The organism is Methylobacter sp., from assembly GCF_023227905.1.
Lineage (GTDB): Bacteria > Pseudomonadota > Gammaproteobacteria > Methylococcales > Methylomonadaceae > Methylobacter_A.
Genome location: NZ_JALOCF010000070.1, coordinates 1 through 18360, shown reverse-complemented (window position 1 = coordinate 18360; position 18360 = coordinate 1). Strand labels below are relative to the sequence as shown.

Below are 18360 nucleotides of genomic sequence, written 5' to 3'. Positions count from 1 at the left end.
GCGGCCTTGAATTTGTTGAATAACAACAGCCCCAGCAAAGACAGCCTACGCCAACGAAAACTGCGTGCTTGTTTGAGTGATTGTTATCGCGCCGAACTGGTCTTTGGGAAAAGGAAAATATAGCGCGATTGCCCTGACCGCGTACCTTTTGAGTTGTTTCAATGATTCCCTTTACGATTGACGGGAACGAATTACTGCCGTCATAATCCAATAAAAATGCATTGGACAGTCCAGTCGCTTTTATCATCATCTGAAATGGCTGTGGCTGCCAGATTTTTTCAGCCAATGCCCGGCACTATGTGGCTCTCCGCATTCTTTGATGTATGGGTCATGCTGAACAGGATTATCAGACACTTAAAAGGAAATCCACGCCATGAACGAAATAACAGAAACAACCGAACGGCCAATCTCAATAACAGTCATCTGTGTGATCGGATTCATTGGGGCGCTAATGGCAGTGCCTTTGATTTTTTCACCCATAGCGCAGCAAATCGGTTTTGGATATCAACTATATATAGGCTTTTCATCCTTCATAGGACTAGTCTGCATGCTCGGGTTGTGGATGATGAAAAAGTGGGCTGTTTATAGCTATGCAGGGCTTGTAGCGCTCAACCAGATCGTTTTTCTTGCGATGGGAATATGGAGCACCATGGCACTGATTGTACCGGCAATTGTCATATTCTTTGCATTTAAACATGTTTCCAAAATGTCATGATCACGTTGCCTCTCAAGAAACGCTATAAGATACGCAAGCATAATATGTGCTGAGGTACGAAGCGCATCGTTCTGATATATCACGGCGCTTGTCTAATCAAAAAGATTAATTTGACGGTAGGGCCAGACGAGATAGAATCAGTGTTCAAAGACTTGTCAACTTGCGCAAGCCAACTTATAGGTTTGTGTCCGATTCACCTTAACAGGAGTCATTATGAAAGGCGATATGAATATTCTGGAAATTCTTAACGGATTGCTTGCCGGAGAATTGACCGCATCCGATCAGTACCTGATCCATGGTGAGATGTTCGCAGATTTGGGTCTGCACCACCTTGCAGAAAAAAGCTTACACGAGTCCGAACATGAACGACTGCATGCCCGTGCCTTGATTCAACGTATTCTATTTCTTGAAGGTACTCCAAACCTAGCTAAACGCGAAGCCTTGAATATCGGCGACGGAGTTCAGGAAATGCTAAAAGCCGATCTTGACGTTGAATATCATGTCGTCGTTGAGTTAAAAAAAGCAATCGCCGCCTGTGAAAAAGCCGGAGACTATGTAACCCGCGAAATGCTGACTACGCAACTGGATGATACGGAAATGGATCATGCCTATTGGTTGGAACAGCAGTTGAAGCTGATTGGCTTGATAGGCTTGGAAAATTATCAGCAAAGTCAAATGAAACCAGGTATCTAATCAGGCGAGGGCGCGAATATGAAAGGCGATAAAAAAATCATTGAAATTCTCAATAAAGTACTCAAAAACGAGCTAACCTCGATCAATCAATATTTTCTGCACGCTCGTATGTTTCGTAACTGGGGGCTGGAAAAACTTAACGACTACCAATATAAGCAATCGATTCGTGTCATGAAAGAAGCCGATGAACTTATTGAGCGCATCTTATTCCTGGAAGGTCTGCCCAATCTGCAAAACCTCGGAAAGTTATTGATTGGAGAAAACGTCATCGAATGTTTAAACGGTGATTTGGAATACGAAAGAAATGTTCAGCGGCCACAGCTGATAAACGCCGTGGCTTTATGTGAGGAATTGCAGGATTATGTCAGTCGAGATCTATTCGAAGAGCTGCTGGAGCACTGCGAAGAGGCCATCGATTGGCTGGAAACCCAGCAAAGCTTAATGAAGAATGTCAGTCTGCCTAACTATCTGCAATCGCATATGTAGTATGGCGGCAATCACCAGTGTCATTAATTGCTACTACGCATAGTTAGTGACGTCGTTTTTAAAAAGAAAAATTGACCTTGACAGATACTCAAAACTAAATAAGAATGCTTCTCAATAAAAACGTTATTGGGCTATAGAGGAGCTTTTTCTATGTATGTATGTGTTTGTCAGGCGGTGACTGATCTCGATATTCATCAAGCCGCCAGAAACGGAGCAAAAACACTTAAGGATTTACGCCGGGATCTGCAGGTAAGCGTTGAGTGCGGTCGTTGCGCCAGTTGTGCCCGTAAGTGCCTAAAATCAGCCAACGAAGATTTTTTGGGAGACTTGCAATTACCCGCCCATGCCTGACTAATATTTGCTTCACGTTCTTAGGAGCATTGTTTGAGCATGCCTTTTATGGCCAACATTCCGATATTTTAATATGACGTCAGATTTTGAATTTGCCCTTGGCTATTTCATTACTGAACATCGAAATGCTGGGCATTAAAAACTATCGCCTTGTGGCACCAACTGTTGGCTCCCGTAACTTGTTCGGAATCTTCTGTAGGTTCGGATACGCAGCGGTTTCTAGAGCAAGTGATAACCTGCAAATTGTAACTATCTTTTCTCGGGCTATATCACTAGCGAGTCTCGCTCAAGCTCCATTTCATCAGTAATAGTGCAGATATAAATCCGGTCAGAAAAATGAATAATAACCACTAAAGCGAATCCAATTTGGGATTCCTGCATTTGTTTTTCTGTAAGGAATCCGAAAATTGCAACGTTATCTTCCTTTAGAGTTATTAATCATGACCTGTATATCAACACGCAAGGCGGTGGCAGTATGCCGCGTCATCTTTGTGAGTTTAGGAATTTTATTGCTACTACCAAGTGAGAGTAACGCGGCGCCTTATGTTCGGTCAGTGCGATGATCTACTAGTAGATGTAAAGCAGAAAATCGCAAGCGCCAATTTTCTAGGGAATAAGGCTGAGACCGACCGCACTAACTTCCTTGCAAAACCGGATGAAGCTCAAGCAAAGATTTATCTGAAAAAAAACAGTGATTTGATAATCAAACTCGGAAATATCTCCGATACCTCCACCGTGTTAGCTAACGCACCTAAGCCCAAGCTCGATGACGCCAGCGCTATTAACTATACAGTTTTAAGCGCCACCGACTGTGTTAGTGCATTGCTAATCCCTCACTTTCGTGAAAGCTGTTGCATTATTAGGAATAAAACTCGCCTAACCATCGCATATACACACAGGGAAAACCCTGGTTTTTGCCTAGCGGTGCCATCCTTAAAAATTAAGGATGCTCACCAGCTAGGTGATGGCACTTAATTGATTAAAGAATTTGAACTCATTATTCTGAATATAAACCAATATTCGACTGGACCTCTAATCGCCACCTTAGTGGTCCAGTCTGGAAGCTGGAGCTTCCTATCCTGCGAAGCAAGCGCTTCGTCTTACTGGTTTTCAAGCTGGAGCTTGTCAGCCAGACAAAAAGAGGATGATCGATATGAATAAGATTCTTCATCTGTTGTTCAAATGGAAACTGATAATCCTTGCTTCAATAACATTATCAGGCTGTCCGCTTACTGTGAACTTGAATATTGCGACGGATAAACCTATTTCTTTGGCTGTCGAAAAACCGATCGAAGTTAAGGTTGGTGCCGATGTTGCAATCACCGAGTTACCACCCATAAGAGTTACGAGGCTGCCGCCAATAAAAGTGGGAATTGCTTCTGACGCTAAGAAATCGGATACTAAAAAATAACGTGCGTTAAGTAATGGCCGCAAGAGTATTGGTTTCAGAGGTTCAGTTTGCTGAACCAATACCTGAATCAGATTGTGTCAAAGAAAAAGAGAGGAAGTATCGATCTTCCCACGGCTTGTTTATGACGCCGTGGGAGTGGTGAATAGCGATGCTACTTTTTGCGCCTTTTGTCTTTGGCCTTTTCAATTTCTTTGGCCAAATACCCGGCGGCGTTAACAGGAACGGTATCAGCAGTCAGAATGGCACCCAACTCGCTCATCGCTTTTTGATAAACCTTGCGCTTGAAATACACCACATCTTTAAGCGGTTCCCAATAGTCCACCCAGCGCCAGTCATCGAATTCCGGTTTGGCGCACTGATCGAAACGCACGTTGGATTCATGCGTCACCAAGCGCAGCATATACCAGATTTGTTTTTGGCCTATGCATAACGGCAGAGAGTTCTTGCGTATATAACGTTCGGGCAGCTGATATCTCAGCCAATATCGCGTACGGCCGAGCACCTGGACGTGCTGCTGTTGCAGCCCTGTTTCTTCGCACAACTCCCGATACATCGCAGCTTCTGGGTCTTCATTCGGATTTATCCCGCCTTGCGGGAATTGCCATGAGTTTACACCCATTCGTTTTGCCCAAAACACGCGACCCTCGTCATTGCAAAGGATGATTCCGACATTGGGCCGGTATCCTTTAGAGTCAATCATGTTAAAACCTGTGTTTTTACCTTTCCTATATCTTTAATCTTGCTAATGGTAAAATTATTAAAAGATTAGGCTAGTAAGTTAAATTTAATGGCCTCATTGTTCCATAAATAAAGGCCATGCGCCATAGGCTTTTTAATTACTCAACACAGGATTAACCGTGAGTTTAGCGATTTTTGATTTAGACAATACCTTGATTGCCGATGACAGTGACTATCTGTGGGGACAGTTTCTTGTCGACCAAGGCATCGTCGATAAAAATCACTATGAAAGCGCCAACGCCAGGTTCTACGATGACTATAAGCAGGGGACGCTGGATATTGTCGAGTTTCTGCGCTTTTCGCTGCAACCTTTGGCGGACAACAATCCCGAACAGCTTTATCAATGGCGGGCGCAATTTATTGAAGAAACCATCAGGCCGCTGATGTTGCAATCCGCGCAACAGTTGATCGACAAGCATAAAGCCCGAGGCGACACTTTGCTGGTTATTACCGCAACCAACCGCTTTGTTACCGAGCCGATAGTCAACCTGTACGGCATTGAAAACTTACTGGCAACCACGCCGGAATTTATCGACGGGCGTTATACCGGCGGATTCAACGACATCCCCTGTTTTAGGGAAGGCAAAGTTAAGTTGCTGGAAGCGTGGCTGAAAAACTCCACCGAAACCATGCAGGACAGTTGGTTTTATAGTGATTCCCACAACGATCTGCCATTGCTCAAGCTGGTAGACAATCCGGTGGCGGTCGATCCCGATGAAAAACTGACCGAGTTTGCGAAAACTTCCAATTGGCCGATCATCAGTTTGAGAGACGGCCAGTGTCCGACGCATCATTTTCATAAATAGAAATAAATAAGGCGAAAGGAGCAATAATTTTTAGCCTTTAGCCTTTAGCCTTTAGCCTTTCAGCTTTTACCTTGGACCTTAATCATCACAATGACTACCATGACTTTCCCAACCATTGAATCTTTTGTCGGCAATACGCCTTTGGTCAGGTTGCAACGCTTGCCCGGCACTACGGGCAATACTATTCTAGTTAAGCTGGAAGGCAACAACCCGGCCGGTTCGGTAAAAGACCGACCGGCATTGAGCATGATTAAGCATGCTGAACAAAGAGGCGAGATCAAACCCGGCGACCGCTTGATTGAAGCGACCAGTGGTAACACCGGCATTGCGTTGGCGATGGCGGCGGCGATCAAAGGCTATAAAATGACTCTGATCATGCCCGATAACATGAGCGAAGAACGTCGGGCTTCGATGAAAGCTTACGGTGCGGAGATCATCCTGACACCGGCGGCAGGCAGTATGGAGGCGGCGATTGACTTATCGAGGGAAATGGAAGCGGCCGGCAAGGGCAAGGTTCTGGACCAGTTTTCCAATCCTGATAATCCGCGTGCTCATTATGAAGGCACCGGTCCTGAGATCTGGCGGGATACGCACGGAAAAGTCACCCATTTTGTCAGCTCCATGGGTACGACCGGCACCATTATGGGTACTTCAAAGTTCCTGAAAGAGCAAAACAGCGCTATTCAGGTTATCGGCGTGCAGCCGGAAGGCGAGTCTAAAATCCCCGGTATCCGGCGTTGGCCTCAGGAATATCTACCTAAGATCTATCAAGCCGACCGAGTTAACCGGATTATCGACGTCGATCAGGTTTCAGCCGAAAATGTTACCCGCGCTTTGGCCGCCCAAGAAGGTATTTTTGCCGGTGTTTCATCCGGCGGCGCTGTTCATGCGGCCTTGAAACTGTCTGAAGAAGTCGAGAATGCGGTGATTGTGGTGATTATCTGCGACCGGGGCGATCGGTATTTGTCCACAGGTGTTTTCCCTGGCTAATGAAAGCCGCTCATTCTGAGCCTGCCGAAGAATTTTTAGAGGCGGCCGTCCCGTCGTCCTTGATCAGACTCATCCTGATCATCGTTTTTATTTTAATATCGTTCACCGCCAATGCGCTGGATAGCGTATCGCTTAATGTCGGCACCCTTGCAGGGACGCAATGGAAGCTGGAAGGCATCAATATCGCCCTGACCGACATACAGCAAAATCCGCAAAAACTGACCTTAACGATCGCCAAGCTAAGCCTGCCAAAACCTTTTAATGACCTCAATCTGGCCAACATTCGTTGTACTTCTTTCACTTGGCAAAACAAGGAATTGTTGTGCGAACAGGGCAAGGCGAAGATACAATCAAAACAATGGCAATCGCCGTCAACCAACTTTTCTTTTCACGTTACGGAGCAGCGCAGCTCATTCAAATTGACTGGTTTACGTTTGGCGGGCGGTATCGTAGCGATTGATGGTGAAGAGCAGGTTGAACTATGGCGGCTGCATATTGACGCTAAGGCGGTGGACGGCAAATTGATCCAGCAGCTGTTGCCCCAGGAATACTTCAAACTTAAAGCCGGAAAAATCAATGTTAAGTTAAACGCATGCGGCAGTCATGCGCGAGTTCATGAGTTTACCTTAAGCGTTGGGCTGGACGGCCTGACCGGACAAACCAAAGACGGGCGGTTTGCAGCCGAGGCGTTAATGCTTGAATCAACACTAGATGCTAAAAACTATAACGGCTTATGGCAATGGCAAAGTCATATTGATGTTAACGGCGGAGCGTTGTATGTAGAGCCTTTATATCTGGAAGCGGCCGGGCAACATATAGTGTGGGATGCCCAAGGCGATTGGGACGCATCAAACAACAGGGTCGAAATTAACGCTGCAAATTACAAACACTCAAATGCTGGGGAAATAAACGGCAACGCAACCGTTCATTACAAGGATGAATTAACTATTGAAAAGGCCCAGATCTCGTTGAACAGCAATAATTTGCAGGATGTTTCAGCAATTTACCTGAAACCGTTTTTTGAGCAGACCGTATTGCAAGACATCTCGCTCGCAGGAAGCTTAAGAGCCGACTTTCTGATTAACGATCAGTCCTTAACCGCGATGGCGGCAACCTTTGACAATTTTGGTGTTAAAGATGCAGCGGGACGCGGTGAAATTCAGGGCGGGGCAGGCCAGGTTAACTGGGCGAACGATGAGTTTTTTAGCCGGCCGTCGAAATTTTTCTGGCAGCAATTGAAGGTGGGAGGTGTAGCTGTAGGCCCTGCCGAGCTATCGTTCCTGAGCCGGGCTGACAGCATCCGGCTGCTTGAAAAAGCTCAATTGCCTTTATTAGGCGGCGCAATCGCTATCAACCATTTCAGTTGGCAGGCCAGAAACCAGCAAGAGCCCGAGGTGTCGTTTGATGGGAGCGTAAACAATGTGTCACTTGAGCAGCTATCCCGCGCGCTGAACTGGACACCGTTATCGGGTACTATCAGCGGTCATATCCCCCGAGTCGAGTACAGCAACAAAACCCTGAGTCTGGGCGGCGAACTGATTATCAAGGCGTTTGACGGTGAGATAAAGATCAGCAATTTGGCCTCTTCAGGGTTGTTTACGGATTTCATCAAGTTTCACAGCGATGTTGAAATTAACAATCTGGACCTGGACCAACTGACCGGCCGGTTTGAATTTGGCGGCATTACCGGCAAGCTATCGGGCTATGTCCAGCAGTTGTATATGGAAAACTGGCGCCCGGTCTCTTTTTTCGCGTGGCTGGGCACACCAGAAAACGACGATTCGCGGCATCGAATCAGCCAAAAAGCGGTACAAAACATCGCCAATATCGGTGGCGGCGGCGCAGCCGATTTACTGTCCAGAAGTTTTTTAAGGTTCTTTGACACCTTTGGCTATGACAAGCTGGGCATGGGGTGTTATTTGCATAACGGCGTGTGTCAATTGATGGGCGTAGAAGCCAGGGAATCAGGCTACGCCATTGTCACCGGCGGTGGCCTGCCGCGTATCGATGTGATCGGTTATAACCCACGCGTTGACTGGGATGTGTTGATGGAGCGGTTGAAGCGTATTACGGCAACGGATGAAGTGATTGTTGAGTAGGCGATGATTTGCGGCCAAGGTTCTCTATTTAATCTATTATTACATTCAATATAAATACGCTCATTTATTGCCGGATTAATTATTGACCAGATTTTTTACAGTATGAATTAATCATACAATAACTTGTCGAGTAGTCTGCTAACAATACGGTAAACTATGGCGATTTAAATTTGTTTCATCTTTCTTGTAATTTCGGAACACTCATGACTACTTGGTTAGAAACCTGTCAAAAACAATTGGCCAGATTGGAAAAAACGTCGGTACTGGCTGATAAACTGATTACTTTGGGCAATAAAACCGGCGTGGATATTTCCCCGGACTTGCTAAGGCGGCTCAACATTGAGCGTCCTCGTTTGGAGCGACAATTGGAACGCCTGCATGCCAATCGTTTTGAAGTAGCGGTAATCGGTTTGGAAAAGGCAGGGAAAAGTGCGCTGCTGAATGCCTGGTTAGGGCAGGAAATTTTGCCGTCCGCACGCGAGCGCTGCACATTCACCAGTACCGAGATTTGGTCCGCCCAGACTGAACAAGATCAACTGCTGTATATCCAGTATTACACCAAAGAAGAAATCAGCAAGCTTCAACTACAGCGGCGTGATGCGCTGTTAGGTCTTTTAAGCGAACGCGAGCGCAAAGAAATACAAGAAGATTTTGATGATACCGAAAAACATCTTACCCAGATTTTAGTGTTTTCTAAGCAAAAAGCCGGTTATACGCAACACTTTACCGATATCGGCGAAATCAGCGAACAATTGCAGTCGGCGGTGTTTAAAAACCGGGCTCAATCTTTAGCGATTAAGCGTATTCAATTGAAGACCGTGCGTTTGCGCAGCGACCGCGACATCATTTTTCATGATGTGCCGGGCTTTAACTCGGGTATTTTAATGCATGCCGAGCAAGCGACCGAACGGTTAAAAAACTGCGATGCGATCATTTACGCCAAGGAAATGAAGCAGCCGTCCATTACCGGACCCGAGAAAGAAATGCTGGTCATTGCCGATTCCGAAGACCCTACGGTAAAAGTTTCCGATAAGGTCTTTGTGGTGCTCACCCAGGCCGATGCGATGGACGATCAAATCGACTTTAAAGAGACCTACACCAAGCATCGCAGCTATTGGCCGTCAGTGCCTGAGCGCCGGTTAATCCCGGTTTGCGCGCGCTCTCATTTAGTCGAGTTTGGCATTCCTTCCGACGATACCCTAAGACGCGCTAAGAGCGCCGACGATAAAGCGAAAATGAAAAAGCTGGGTATCAACGATGGCATGGCGGCGCTCAAGGAATCCATTAATTACTACATCGACAATGAGCGCTCAGGTGTTTTAGAAAGACGTTGCGATGGCTTGGTCAGCAGCATCCGGCAAATCGCTAATGAAATATTGCTCAAGCTTGAACCGGTTTACGGCGTATTTGATGAAAATGAAATCCAGGAAGATGATTTACTGGGTAAGGATTTTAATCAATGGTGGGGACGGCAGTGGCAACGCATCAAAAAAGATTTCGATACCTGGTACGCCGAAGTTATTCAAGGCCGCAAAGAAGCCGACGCTTTGGGTTCGGAACATCATGAATTGGCTGCGCTGCATTCAGCCTATGACGAAAAAATCGAGCTTTTACTGTCTAATTTGATCACAGCCCAACCTGACGAGTTAAAGCGCATTTACACAGCGGGCGGTACCATTTCCATGCCTGACTCGCGTGAAGGCAATTATAAAATTCGTGAAGAATTATTTCGGGAAATTCAGAAAAAATTTGAAACCGAAATGACTGACCAGCTGGCGCAGGCGCTACAAGCCCTTATCGATCAAATTGCTCTAAAGACTCAAAGCCTGCTGTGGGAAACCGAAGAAGTACGCAAAACTTTGCTGCATTCCGATGTTGATGAAGTAGTTGAACAGGCGCGCATTCGGCACGGCTTTCAAGTACTGTTTTTGCGCTTTAGCCGGGTAGCTGTCGAAGCCTTTATTGCCAAGCCTTTACATGCAAGAGAACGTTTGTTGCACGAGCGTTCAGCCGAAATTAAAACCCTTGAAGCATTCTATCAAGGCAACGATAAGGCCAAGCGCGAAGGCGGCCTGACACATTATCTGCGTTACGGTCTGTGGACAAAACTCGCTCAAACCGCCGCTACCGGTAGCCGTGCCAAATCGGTGGAAAAACCGACAGCCAAAAACCAGGTCATACAAGATATTGTCAATGCGGTGACCGCTGAAGCGATGCCGCCGGTCAAAAAACTGATCGAAGACCCGGCAGATAAAATGTTTTCTACCGAGCCGGCTAATTTTGAAGAAGTTGTTGTCGAAATTAACGGCGATTTAGCTGCCTTACAAGACTACCTGAAAAACAGCGTATTTTATGCCGCAGGTTTTATTACCTATTGCAACCAGGAACTGGAACGTATTCGTAATCGCTTTAAAGACATGGAAGATAACGACCGGCAGTGGATAGGCATCATCCGCACAGCCGTCAAATACGAAAAGAACCCTAATATTCCATACAACATAGTCCACACGCGCCGGGATTTTCGCATGCGTCGGGAGATTGCCGTAGAGCTTAAGGAGATTAGGGAAAGCTGTACCAACGTGTTTTGATATTTAATGCTGCTTGCATTTGTTTCTTCAGTTTGATGGCGAATTTAATCAAACTGCACTGAAACCATGCCAGGGAAGCATTAAAAATGCCCGCCTTTATTCAAACACCAGTCCGCAATCGCTTGCAACGGGCTTGAAGTAGGGGCGGGCATGCTTTTTATGCTCGATTCCTATGCTCCAATAAGGCGACGGATCTCGAATTTACCGGTCGCATCGAATTCCAAAATGACGGTCGACGAAAAGATATCGTTCGACCTGAATGTACAGTCCAGAATATTGGATACCATCCTCTACTGCAAACTTCGTTTCTCTTGTTACCGACACCGGTCTGCCGCGAATCGATGCAATCGGCTATAATCCCCTGCTTGAGTGAGCGTATTGATGAAACAGTCAGTCGACATCAGACCAGTAACCATTGAATAGTTTGGAGAGCGTTATGAGAAAAATATCAGTTTTAAGCGCAATATTGTTGACTGCCTGTGTCACTATCAATATTTACTTTCCTGCCGCGGCAGCTGAAAAAGCGGCAGATGAAATTATCAAAGACATACAAAAAAATACGCCGCAACAAACTGAACCCAAGCCTAAGGCCAGTTTGCCGGATTGGCAGGCGAGCCTGTACCAGGTAATTGATACGGCAATTAATATCGTGGTATCGCCCGCGCAAGCTGATGAAGCAAATCTGGCAATCGACAGCGCTGAAATCAGGCAGCTGCGCGCCGCTATGGAATCCCGTTTTGCCAGCCTGCAACCTTTATATGCAGCTGGCTATATCGGCATTCAGGCTGACGGCCTGCTGGCAGTCAGGGATAGTGGCAGCGTACCGCTTAAAGACAGGAATCAGGTCAACAAACTGGTCGCCGCTGAAAATGCCGATCGGCAAAACCTTTATCAGGCAATCGCCAATGCCAACGGCCACCCCGAATGGGCTGCGCAAATCAAATCAACCTTTGCCGCTCGCTGGGTGAGTAATGCTCAACCGGGCTGGTGGTATCAATCTTCAGGAAGCTGGAAACAAAAGTAAACATGGCAAACAGAAAACGAGTCAGAAAGCAGTTACCGGATACGCCGGTTAAAGTCACTATAGAATCCTTAGCTCATGATGGGCGTGGGGTGGCGCATGTCGACGGTAAGGTGATCTTTATCGATGAGGCGTTGCCGGGCGAAGAAGTGGAGTTTATCTATACCGAGAGTCGCAAGGATTATGCGGAAGGCAAGGTTGCCAATCTGTTGAGCCGCGCCGCCGACCGGGTCGATGCGTTATGCGCGCATTACGGCGTATGTGGCGGTTGCAGTTTTCAGCATGTCGACTCGGCTGCGCAAATCAGGATCAAGCAGGATTTGCTGGTCGATCAGTTCAAACGCATCGGCAAGACTGAAATACCCGAGCTTTGGCAGCCGCTGGAAGGCCCGCATTGGGGCTATCGCAGTAAAGCGCGGATGGGCGTTAAATATGTCGAGAAAAAGAACCGGGTACTGGTGGGGTTTCGAGAAAGACGCCATCCTTATCTGGCAGAAATCGAAAGTTGTGTGGTCATGCATCCTGTCGTCGGCACCAAGCTCATGGCTTTGTCGGAAATGATCGGCGGCTTGACGATCAGGGACAAAATTCCGCAGATCGAAGTGGCTATCGGCGATAACCAATGCGTGCTGTCGTTTCGGGTACTGGAGCCGCCAACCAATGCCGATAAGGAACGGATGCGCGAGTTTGCTCATCAGCATGATATATCGGTGTGCCTGCAATCGAAAGGCCCGGATACCATCATGCCGCTGGATGGCGAACCGGAACTGATACCGATTTATGCATTGCCGGATCAAGGTTTGGAGTTTAAATTTAAACCGGCTATGTTTACCCAGGTTAATTATGAAATTAACAAACAAATGATCAACCGGGTGCTGGAAACCCTGGACTTGAATGAAAACGACTCTGTGCTGGACTTATTCTGCGGCTTGGGCAACTTTACCTTGCCGATGGCGAAATTTGCAGGGCACGTGGTCGGCGTCGAAGGCGACCAGCCTTTGGTCAATCACGCCAAGGAAAATGCCCGTCATAACGGCATTGAAAACGTTGAATTTTACGCAGCCGATTTAAGTAAGGATATTAGCGATCAGCCTTGGGCTAACCGTAAATACAACAAAATCATGCTCGATCCTTCCAGAGCCGGAGCTTCGGAGGTCTTGCATCATTTTAAGAAATGGCAACCTGAGAAGATTGTTTATGTATCCTGCAATCCGTCAACGCTGGCCCGTGATGCAGGGATTCTGGTTAATGAACTGGGCTATAAACTGGTTAAAGCCGGGGTGATGGATATGTTCCCGCAAACCGGGCATGTGGAGTCGATCGCTTTGTTCAAAAAGTAAAAAGCGTTCTTATTCAGTATCGCCGCTGGTTTTGTGTGTAGCTCTTTAAAGCACATAACGGCTTTCTATGCTATAAAAAGGATTTATCATTACAAAATAACAACAATAAGAGGTAGAGAGATATGCGGCGATTATTGATAAGCGTCGTGGTGTTGCTGGTGCCGGCTACGGCTTGGTCAACATCACTAAACGTTCAGGTTGAAGAGGGTCAGGTCAGGAATAAACCGTCTTTTTTGGGGGAAATAGTTGATAAAGTCGTTTATGGCGAATCGGTAGAAGTGGTAAAAGAGCAGGGCCCCTGGCGTATGGTCAATACTCCAAGAAAGCCGGGCGGCTGGATTCATCAGTCTGCGGTATCGGAATCCAGTGTTGAATTGGTGCCGGGTAGTAATGTCAATGCAGGCGCTAGCGGCAAGGAAATCGCATTGGCCGGCAAAGGCTTTAACGCGGATGTGGAGAACGCCTACAAGGCAGGACATCAACAGATGAGCTTCGCTTGGGTGGATAACATGGAAAAATTCACGGTCAAGAATACCGATATTGAGCAGTTCATTAAACAGGGCGGTTTACGGGAGGCTGGATTATGATGCGTTCAATATTAATAGCATCGTTGGCATTGGGATTGGCAAGCTGCGCCGAGATGACCAAGGTAGTTAATGGGGCGGCAACGGTTGCGGCAGCAACGGGCTACATCTCCAGCAGCCAGGCCGGCTCAGTAATGCGAGCTTCGACCGCCGTTGCTAAAACGATGGAAGATATTACCCCGGCCCAAGAGTATTACATCGGCCGGACAGTCAGCGCGGGCATAGTCAATCGTTACCCCGTCAAAGCCAATCCGGCCGCCAATAATTACCTCAACTTGCTGGGCCAGGTCCTGGTGATGGCATCCGACAAACCTTCAACCTATAAGGGCTATCATTTCCTGTTGCTGGACACCGATGAGGTCGTGGCTTTTGCAGCGCCTAGCGGTTATGTTTTTGTTTCCAAAGGCATGGTCAAGCTGTGCAAAAACGAAGACGATCTGGCGGCAGTCTTGGCGCATGAAATCGGGCACGTTCAACATTCGCATGCGCTTGCAGCCATCTCGACCAGCCGCATCACTTCGGCGTTGACTATCATTGCCTCAGAAGGCGCTCAAGCTGCTGTAGGCGGCTCTGTTGGGGAGTTAACCCGTTTGTTTGAAGGGAGTATTGATGATATTACCCAGACGCTGGTTAACAGCGGCTATGCGCGCGGACAAGAAAATGAAGCCGATGCTTCGGCCATTAAGATCATGCAGCGCGTGGGTTACGATCCGGCGGCGTTGATACGGGTCCTGGAAACGATGAAAATTAAAGTTAAGCCAGGGGCGACCGGTTTTACCTCAACGCATCCGCCAGCGGATGAGCGGATTGCCGATATCAGGCCGTTGCTACCGCAAAGCCTTATGGCAATGGCCGCAAACACCAATCGCGACAAACGCTTTGGCGAGATGTTGAGAACGCTTTAAGTGATTTACATCCAGGAAGCTGGAATTGCGCATTTTTAGTTACCACGAAGACACGAAGGACTGTACGGATACAGGAGGTAGAGCAATGCAGGAGCAATTGCCGAGGACACGAAGAAGAAACCTAAACTTTGTGTCTTTGCGGTAAATAACAGAATCGGGGTATCACCTAAGTTCAGTACGTAAAGATTGAAATCACCAATAGCACGGAGAAATAAAACTTCGTGTCCTTCGTGCCTTCGTGGTGAGTTTTTTATACCAAATAATTATATGGCTTTAACTATCCCCACGAAGCTGCGTTCTGCGCTGATTATCGGTTTGACGGCAGTTCTGTTAGCACAGGCATTGCAATCAACCAAACTCCTGGATCAGTGGGAATACTCAACCTGGTCATGGCGCGAGAAATTACTGGCGCGCCCTTCACCCTATACCCAAGACATTAAAATTATCCTACTGGACCAGACGAGCCTGGATTGGGGCGCGTCTGTCAATGGTTTGTCCTGGCCCTGGCCGCGCGAAGCCTATGCGCCGATCATCCGGTTTTTACAGAGGGGAGGGGCTAAAATTATCGCCTTTGATGTGTTGTATACCGAAGCGTCGGTTTATGGCGTTGAAGACGATCAGGTGTTTGCAGACGCGATAGCTGACAATAAAGTCGTGTTGCCGGTTTTTTTAGGCGAACAAGCCAAGCAAAGGTCGAACTGGCCAGATACTGTTGCACGTAGTTCGGTCAAGATACAGGGATTGGAGCAATGGCAAAAACTGACCAATTTGAGCGCGGTGAATAAAACTCACGCCACTTTTCCGATTGACCGCTTGGCAAAGGCCGCGAACATACTCTCGCATATCGATGAATTGCCCGATTCTGACGGTGTCTTCAGGCGCGCGTCGTTATTTAGAGTTTTCGATCAGCAAATCATCCCCTCGGTGGGCTTGGCTGCCTTGATGTTAAGTAAGCAGGACAGGGCATTGAGTTATGACGGTATGCTGCAATATCAAGGCAAAAGCCTTCCGACCGACAACCAGGGACAGGTCATTTTAAAATTTCGCGGCGATTCAGGTACGCATCAGGCTTTTAGTGCGGCGGCGATTATCCAGTCTGAATTGCATTTGCAGGCGGGCGAAACGAGCGTAATCGATCCGGCTCAATTTAAGGATAAATATGTGTTTTTCGGCTTTAGCGCGCCGGGCTTAAAGGACTTGCGCGCAACGCCGGTCAGCGGCGATTATCCAGGCGTGGAAGTCCATGCGACAGTGCTGGACAACCTGTTGGCAGGGGACGCGATTAAGCCATTCCCGGTATGGTTGGCTTTCTGCATTGCCTTGGTTCTTGCCAGTTCGGCAAGTTACCTGCTAATCCACAGCAAACGCATGCTGGGTTTGGTGCTTGCGTTTGCGTTGTTTGCGCCGTTACCGTTATTGATCGGTTTTGCCGCCTATTGCCGCAATTACGATTGGCCGGTTTTGTTTGTGGAAACGGCCGTTATTTTGGCGCTGGTTAATTCGGTCATTTTGAAATATGTAACTGAGGGCCGGAAAAAGCGCGTTATACAAACTATGTTCCAGCATTATTTGAGCAGGGACTATATCGAAATACTGAAAAAAGATCCCTCGCAGCTAAGGCTGGGCGGCGAAACACGGGAATTAACGATCTTCTTTTCAGATATTCAGGGCTTTACCACGATTTCTGAAAAGCTGACGCCGGAACAGCTGGTACATTTTTTGAACATCTATTTGACCGACATGACCGACATCATTACCGACGAAGGCGGCACGCTGGACAAATACGAAGGCGATGCGATCATCGCCTTTACCAATGCACCGTTAACGCAGGAAGATCATGCCATCAGGATGTGCCGGAGCGTTTTAAAATGCCAGCGCAAATTGGCCGAGCGGCGTGAGGAGTTTTTCCAGCAAACCGGGGCCTGGATTTATAACCGCATCGGCATTCATAGCGGCAATGTGGTGGTGGGCAATTTCGGTTCCAAGACCCGTTTCAACTACACCATGCTGGGCGATGCGGCCAATCTGGCCGCAAGACTGGAAGGGGCCAACAAGTTTTTCGGCACTTATACGATGATTTCCGAAGCGACCAAGCAGCAGACCCGTGATGAGTTCCTCTGGCGCGAAACCGGAACCATCCGGGTAGTCGGCCGCAATACGCCGGTGACTGTTTATGAACTACTGGGTTTTAAAGGCGAAGCTCTTTCGCTTGCCATACAAACATTCAACCAGGGGCTGGCTTTATATAAGCAGGGCGAGTTGGCCGCAGCAGCATCCGTGTTTGAAACGTTGCCCGACGATCCAGTCGCTAAAGTATATCTGGAGCGCTGTCTGGACACGAATGATGTCGCCTGTTCCGATTGGGACGGCGTCTGGGTATTGAATGAAAAGTAATCAAAAGACGGGATTCCTACTCTTCGGCTTCTCTTTTATCCAACAACGAATGTCAGCAGCAGGTAGACAGCGAAGCTTGCTGACTGTTCGCTGGACTGGATTGTTAGCGATGCGGCTACTGGAAGATGGAATAAGCAACCTGAACCCCCTTGGCGTTGGAACTTGCCCGAACAACGCGAGCGAATTGATGATGTTGAAGCACCGCGCTTTTGTCCGAGACCCAGCGGAACCGCACTTCCGGCCCGCCATTTTTCCATGACGGTGCCTGGCGATAGTCTGTATCCGCAGAGAAAATATTTCCACCTTCGTTTTCGAGACTACTGCTAGCCGGGAGTATTGAGACTTGGGTAGAAAAATCTGTGGTTGCGCCGCAATCACGGTCAAAGATCACAGCCTTCAATTGACCACCCGGTGAAGGATACTCAACAAGGGCAGTGTTGGCGCCGAGATCAGGGAGGCGGGAAACAAAGAGTGTTACTGCCCCAATAACGAGCAAGAACAGCAGACTCAACCCAATAAGTATTTTCTTCCACAGAGCCATGCTAGTGATCGCTAACGCCCAGCTCACCCGACGAAAACCGCATAGCGGTTTTTGGTCGGGTGAAGCGCCGTGTTATGCGAATTTACCTTTTTTCCTTTGCCTATTCTCTTAGCTGCTGTATTTTGGTTGATGCATCAGTGGTGTTGTAGAAAGAAAACGAGCCAGAGCAAGCAAAAACGAGCCCGTTTGATTCTTTGTTAAGAAATATGACATATTCCCAGCCGGGCCGAAGGCCCAGCATGCAGTTTCCATTGGTGAACGGTAATTCTTTTAGGAAATTTGGAGAAAACTTTTTTCCTTTAAATACTTCTTTTTCTTCGAAAGAGACGCGGACATATTCACCATTAGCCATATCGATGATGTCAGAGTCAGCATTTTCTAATTCACTCGCATCCCTAATTTCTGCGACAGTGATTTTTACATGTGCCACATAGTCAGCTTTGATATATAGGCTTTGCTCGGTTTCACCACTTGCACATTTGCAGGCTAAGACAGCTTGCACTGGAAGTAAAGCCAAAATAAAAACTACAAAAATCGCGGGAAAAATTTTAAACATCATCCTGGAGGTTGCGCGCATAACGTAGAGCTAACCGGGCGCGGCACGGAAAGCTGAAAAAATAAAACCGCATTATAACCGCGCTCCGGTTGAGCGCTCGGTTAGGGTTAGAAGCATGATTGAATGCCCCATATCTCGAATT

The 18360-nt window shown here is 47.5% G+C and carries 18 protein-coding genes; 15 read left to right on the top strand and 3 right to left on the bottom strand.

Annotation, left to right across the window (positions count from 1 at the left end; genetic code table 11):
* Positions 1-373: 373 nt before the first annotated feature.
* The 6 genes from M0R47_RS19515 (at position 374) to M0R47_RS19490 (ending at position 3656) form a co-directional block, all read left to right on the top strand.
* Entirely contained in the window at positions 374-715 is a 342-nt protein-coding gene (locus M0R47_RS19515; protein WP_292557970.1) for a hypothetical protein, read from the top strand.
* A 213-nt stretch (positions 716-928) separates the two neighbouring features.
* Positions 929-1408 (top strand): bacterioferritin, encoded by a 480-nt coding sequence (gene bfr, locus M0R47_RS19510; RefSeq protein ID WP_292557968.1) that lies wholly within the window; start codon positions 929-931, stop codon positions 1406-1408.
* Between the two features lie 18 nt (positions 1409-1426).
* Entirely contained in the window at positions 1427-1894 is a 468-nt protein-coding gene (gene bfr, locus M0R47_RS19505) for a bacterioferritin (RefSeq protein WP_292557966.1), read from the top strand.
* Positions 1895-2044: 150 nt separating this feature from the next.
* Positions 2045-2245, top strand: coding sequence for a (2Fe-2S)-binding protein (locus M0R47_RS19500; protein ID WP_292557964.1), 201 nt, complete (start codon positions 2045-2047; stop codon positions 2243-2245).
* Between the two features lie 543 nt (positions 2246-2788).
* Positions 2789-3220: a hypothetical protein gene (locus M0R47_RS19495; protein WP_292557962.1), complete on the top strand. Its 432-nt coding sequence runs from the start codon at positions 2789-2791 to the stop codon at positions 3218-3220.
* Between the two features lie 178 nt (positions 3221-3398).
* Positions 3399-3656, top strand: coding sequence for a hypothetical protein (locus tag M0R47_RS19490; RefSeq protein ID WP_292557960.1), 258 nt, complete (start codon positions 3399-3401; stop codon positions 3654-3656).
* A gap of 151 nt (positions 3657-3807) precedes the next feature.
* Here the strand turns inward: M0R47_RS19490 and M0R47_RS19485 are convergent, their stop codons facing one another.
* Complete coding sequence (locus M0R47_RS19485; RefSeq protein ID WP_292557958.1) at positions 3808-4356, bottom strand: RNA pyrophosphohydrolase; 549 nt, start codon at positions 4354-4356, stop codon at positions 3808-3810.
* Between the two features lie 157 nt (positions 4357-4513).
* Between M0R47_RS19485 and M0R47_RS19480 the strand changes: the two genes are divergently transcribed.
* The 9 genes from M0R47_RS19480 (at position 4514) to M0R47_RS19440 (ending at position 17121) form a co-directional block, all read left to right on the top strand.
* Positions 4514-5200 carry an HAD family hydrolase gene (locus M0R47_RS19480; protein WP_292557956.1) on the top strand — a complete coding sequence of 229 codons (687 nt, stop codon included), beginning with the start codon at positions 4514-4516 and terminating at the stop codon, positions 5198-5200.
* Positions 5201-5290: 90 nt separating this feature from the next.
* Positions 5291-6190, top strand: coding sequence for a cysteine synthase CysM (gene cysM / locus M0R47_RS19475; RefSeq protein ID WP_366513257.1), 900 nt, complete (start codon positions 5291-5293; stop codon positions 6188-6190).
* Positions 6190-8289, top strand: coding sequence for a C4-dicarboxylate ABC transporter (locus M0R47_RS19470; protein WP_292557952.1), 2100 nt, complete (start codon positions 6190-6192; stop codon positions 8287-8289). Before cysM ends, M0R47_RS19470 begins: the two co-directional genes overlap by 1 nt.
* A 203-nt stretch (positions 8290-8492) precedes the next feature.
* Positions 8493-10877: a dynamin family protein gene (locus tag M0R47_RS19465; protein WP_292557950.1), complete on the top strand. Its 2385-nt coding sequence runs from the start codon at positions 8493-8495 to the stop codon at positions 10875-10877.
* A gap of 436 nt (positions 10878-11313) precedes the next feature.
* Complete coding sequence (locus M0R47_RS19460) at positions 11314-11901, top strand: YdbL family protein (protein ID WP_292557948.1); 588 nt, start codon at positions 11314-11316, stop codon at positions 11899-11901.
* Positions 11902-11903: 2 nt separating this feature from the next.
* Positions 11904-13238, top strand: a complete 1335-nt coding sequence (gene rlmD, locus M0R47_RS19455; protein WP_292557946.1) for a 23S rRNA (uracil(1939)-C(5))-methyltransferase RlmD — start codon at positions 11904-11906, stop codon at positions 13236-13238.
* Between the two features lie 122 nt (positions 13239-13360).
* Entirely contained in the window at positions 13361-13825 is a 465-nt protein-coding gene (locus tag M0R47_RS19450; RefSeq protein ID WP_292557944.1) for an SH3 domain-containing protein, read from the top strand.
* Positions 13822-14727 carry a M48 family metallopeptidase gene (locus tag M0R47_RS19445; RefSeq protein ID WP_292557942.1) on the top strand — a complete coding sequence of 302 codons (906 nt, stop codon included), beginning with the start codon at positions 13822-13824 and terminating at the stop codon, positions 14725-14727. The genes M0R47_RS19450 and M0R47_RS19445 overlap by 4 nt, the downstream gene beginning before the upstream one ends.
* A 267-nt stretch (positions 14728-14994) precedes the next feature.
* Positions 14995-17121 (top strand): adenylate/guanylate cyclase domain-containing protein, encoded by a 2127-nt coding sequence (locus M0R47_RS19440; RefSeq protein WP_292557940.1) that lies wholly within the window; start codon positions 14995-14997, stop codon positions 17119-17121.
* Positions 17122-17236: 115 nt separating this feature from the next.
* Here the strand turns inward: M0R47_RS19440 and M0R47_RS19435 are convergent, their stop codons facing one another.
* Together M0R47_RS19435 and M0R47_RS19430 are read right to left on the bottom strand one after the other, a co-directional pair.
* Positions 17237-17662 carry a hypothetical protein gene (locus tag M0R47_RS19435; RefSeq protein WP_292557925.1) on the bottom strand — a complete coding sequence of 142 codons (426 nt, stop codon included), beginning with the start codon at positions 17660-17662 and terminating at the stop codon, positions 17237-17239.
* Positions 17663-17762: 100 nt separating this feature from the next.
* A complete protein-coding gene (locus M0R47_RS19430; protein WP_292557922.1) occupies positions 17763-18221 on the bottom strand; it encodes a hypothetical protein in 459 nt (152 codons plus the stop codon).
* Between the last annotated feature and the right edge of the window lie 139 nt (positions 18222-18360).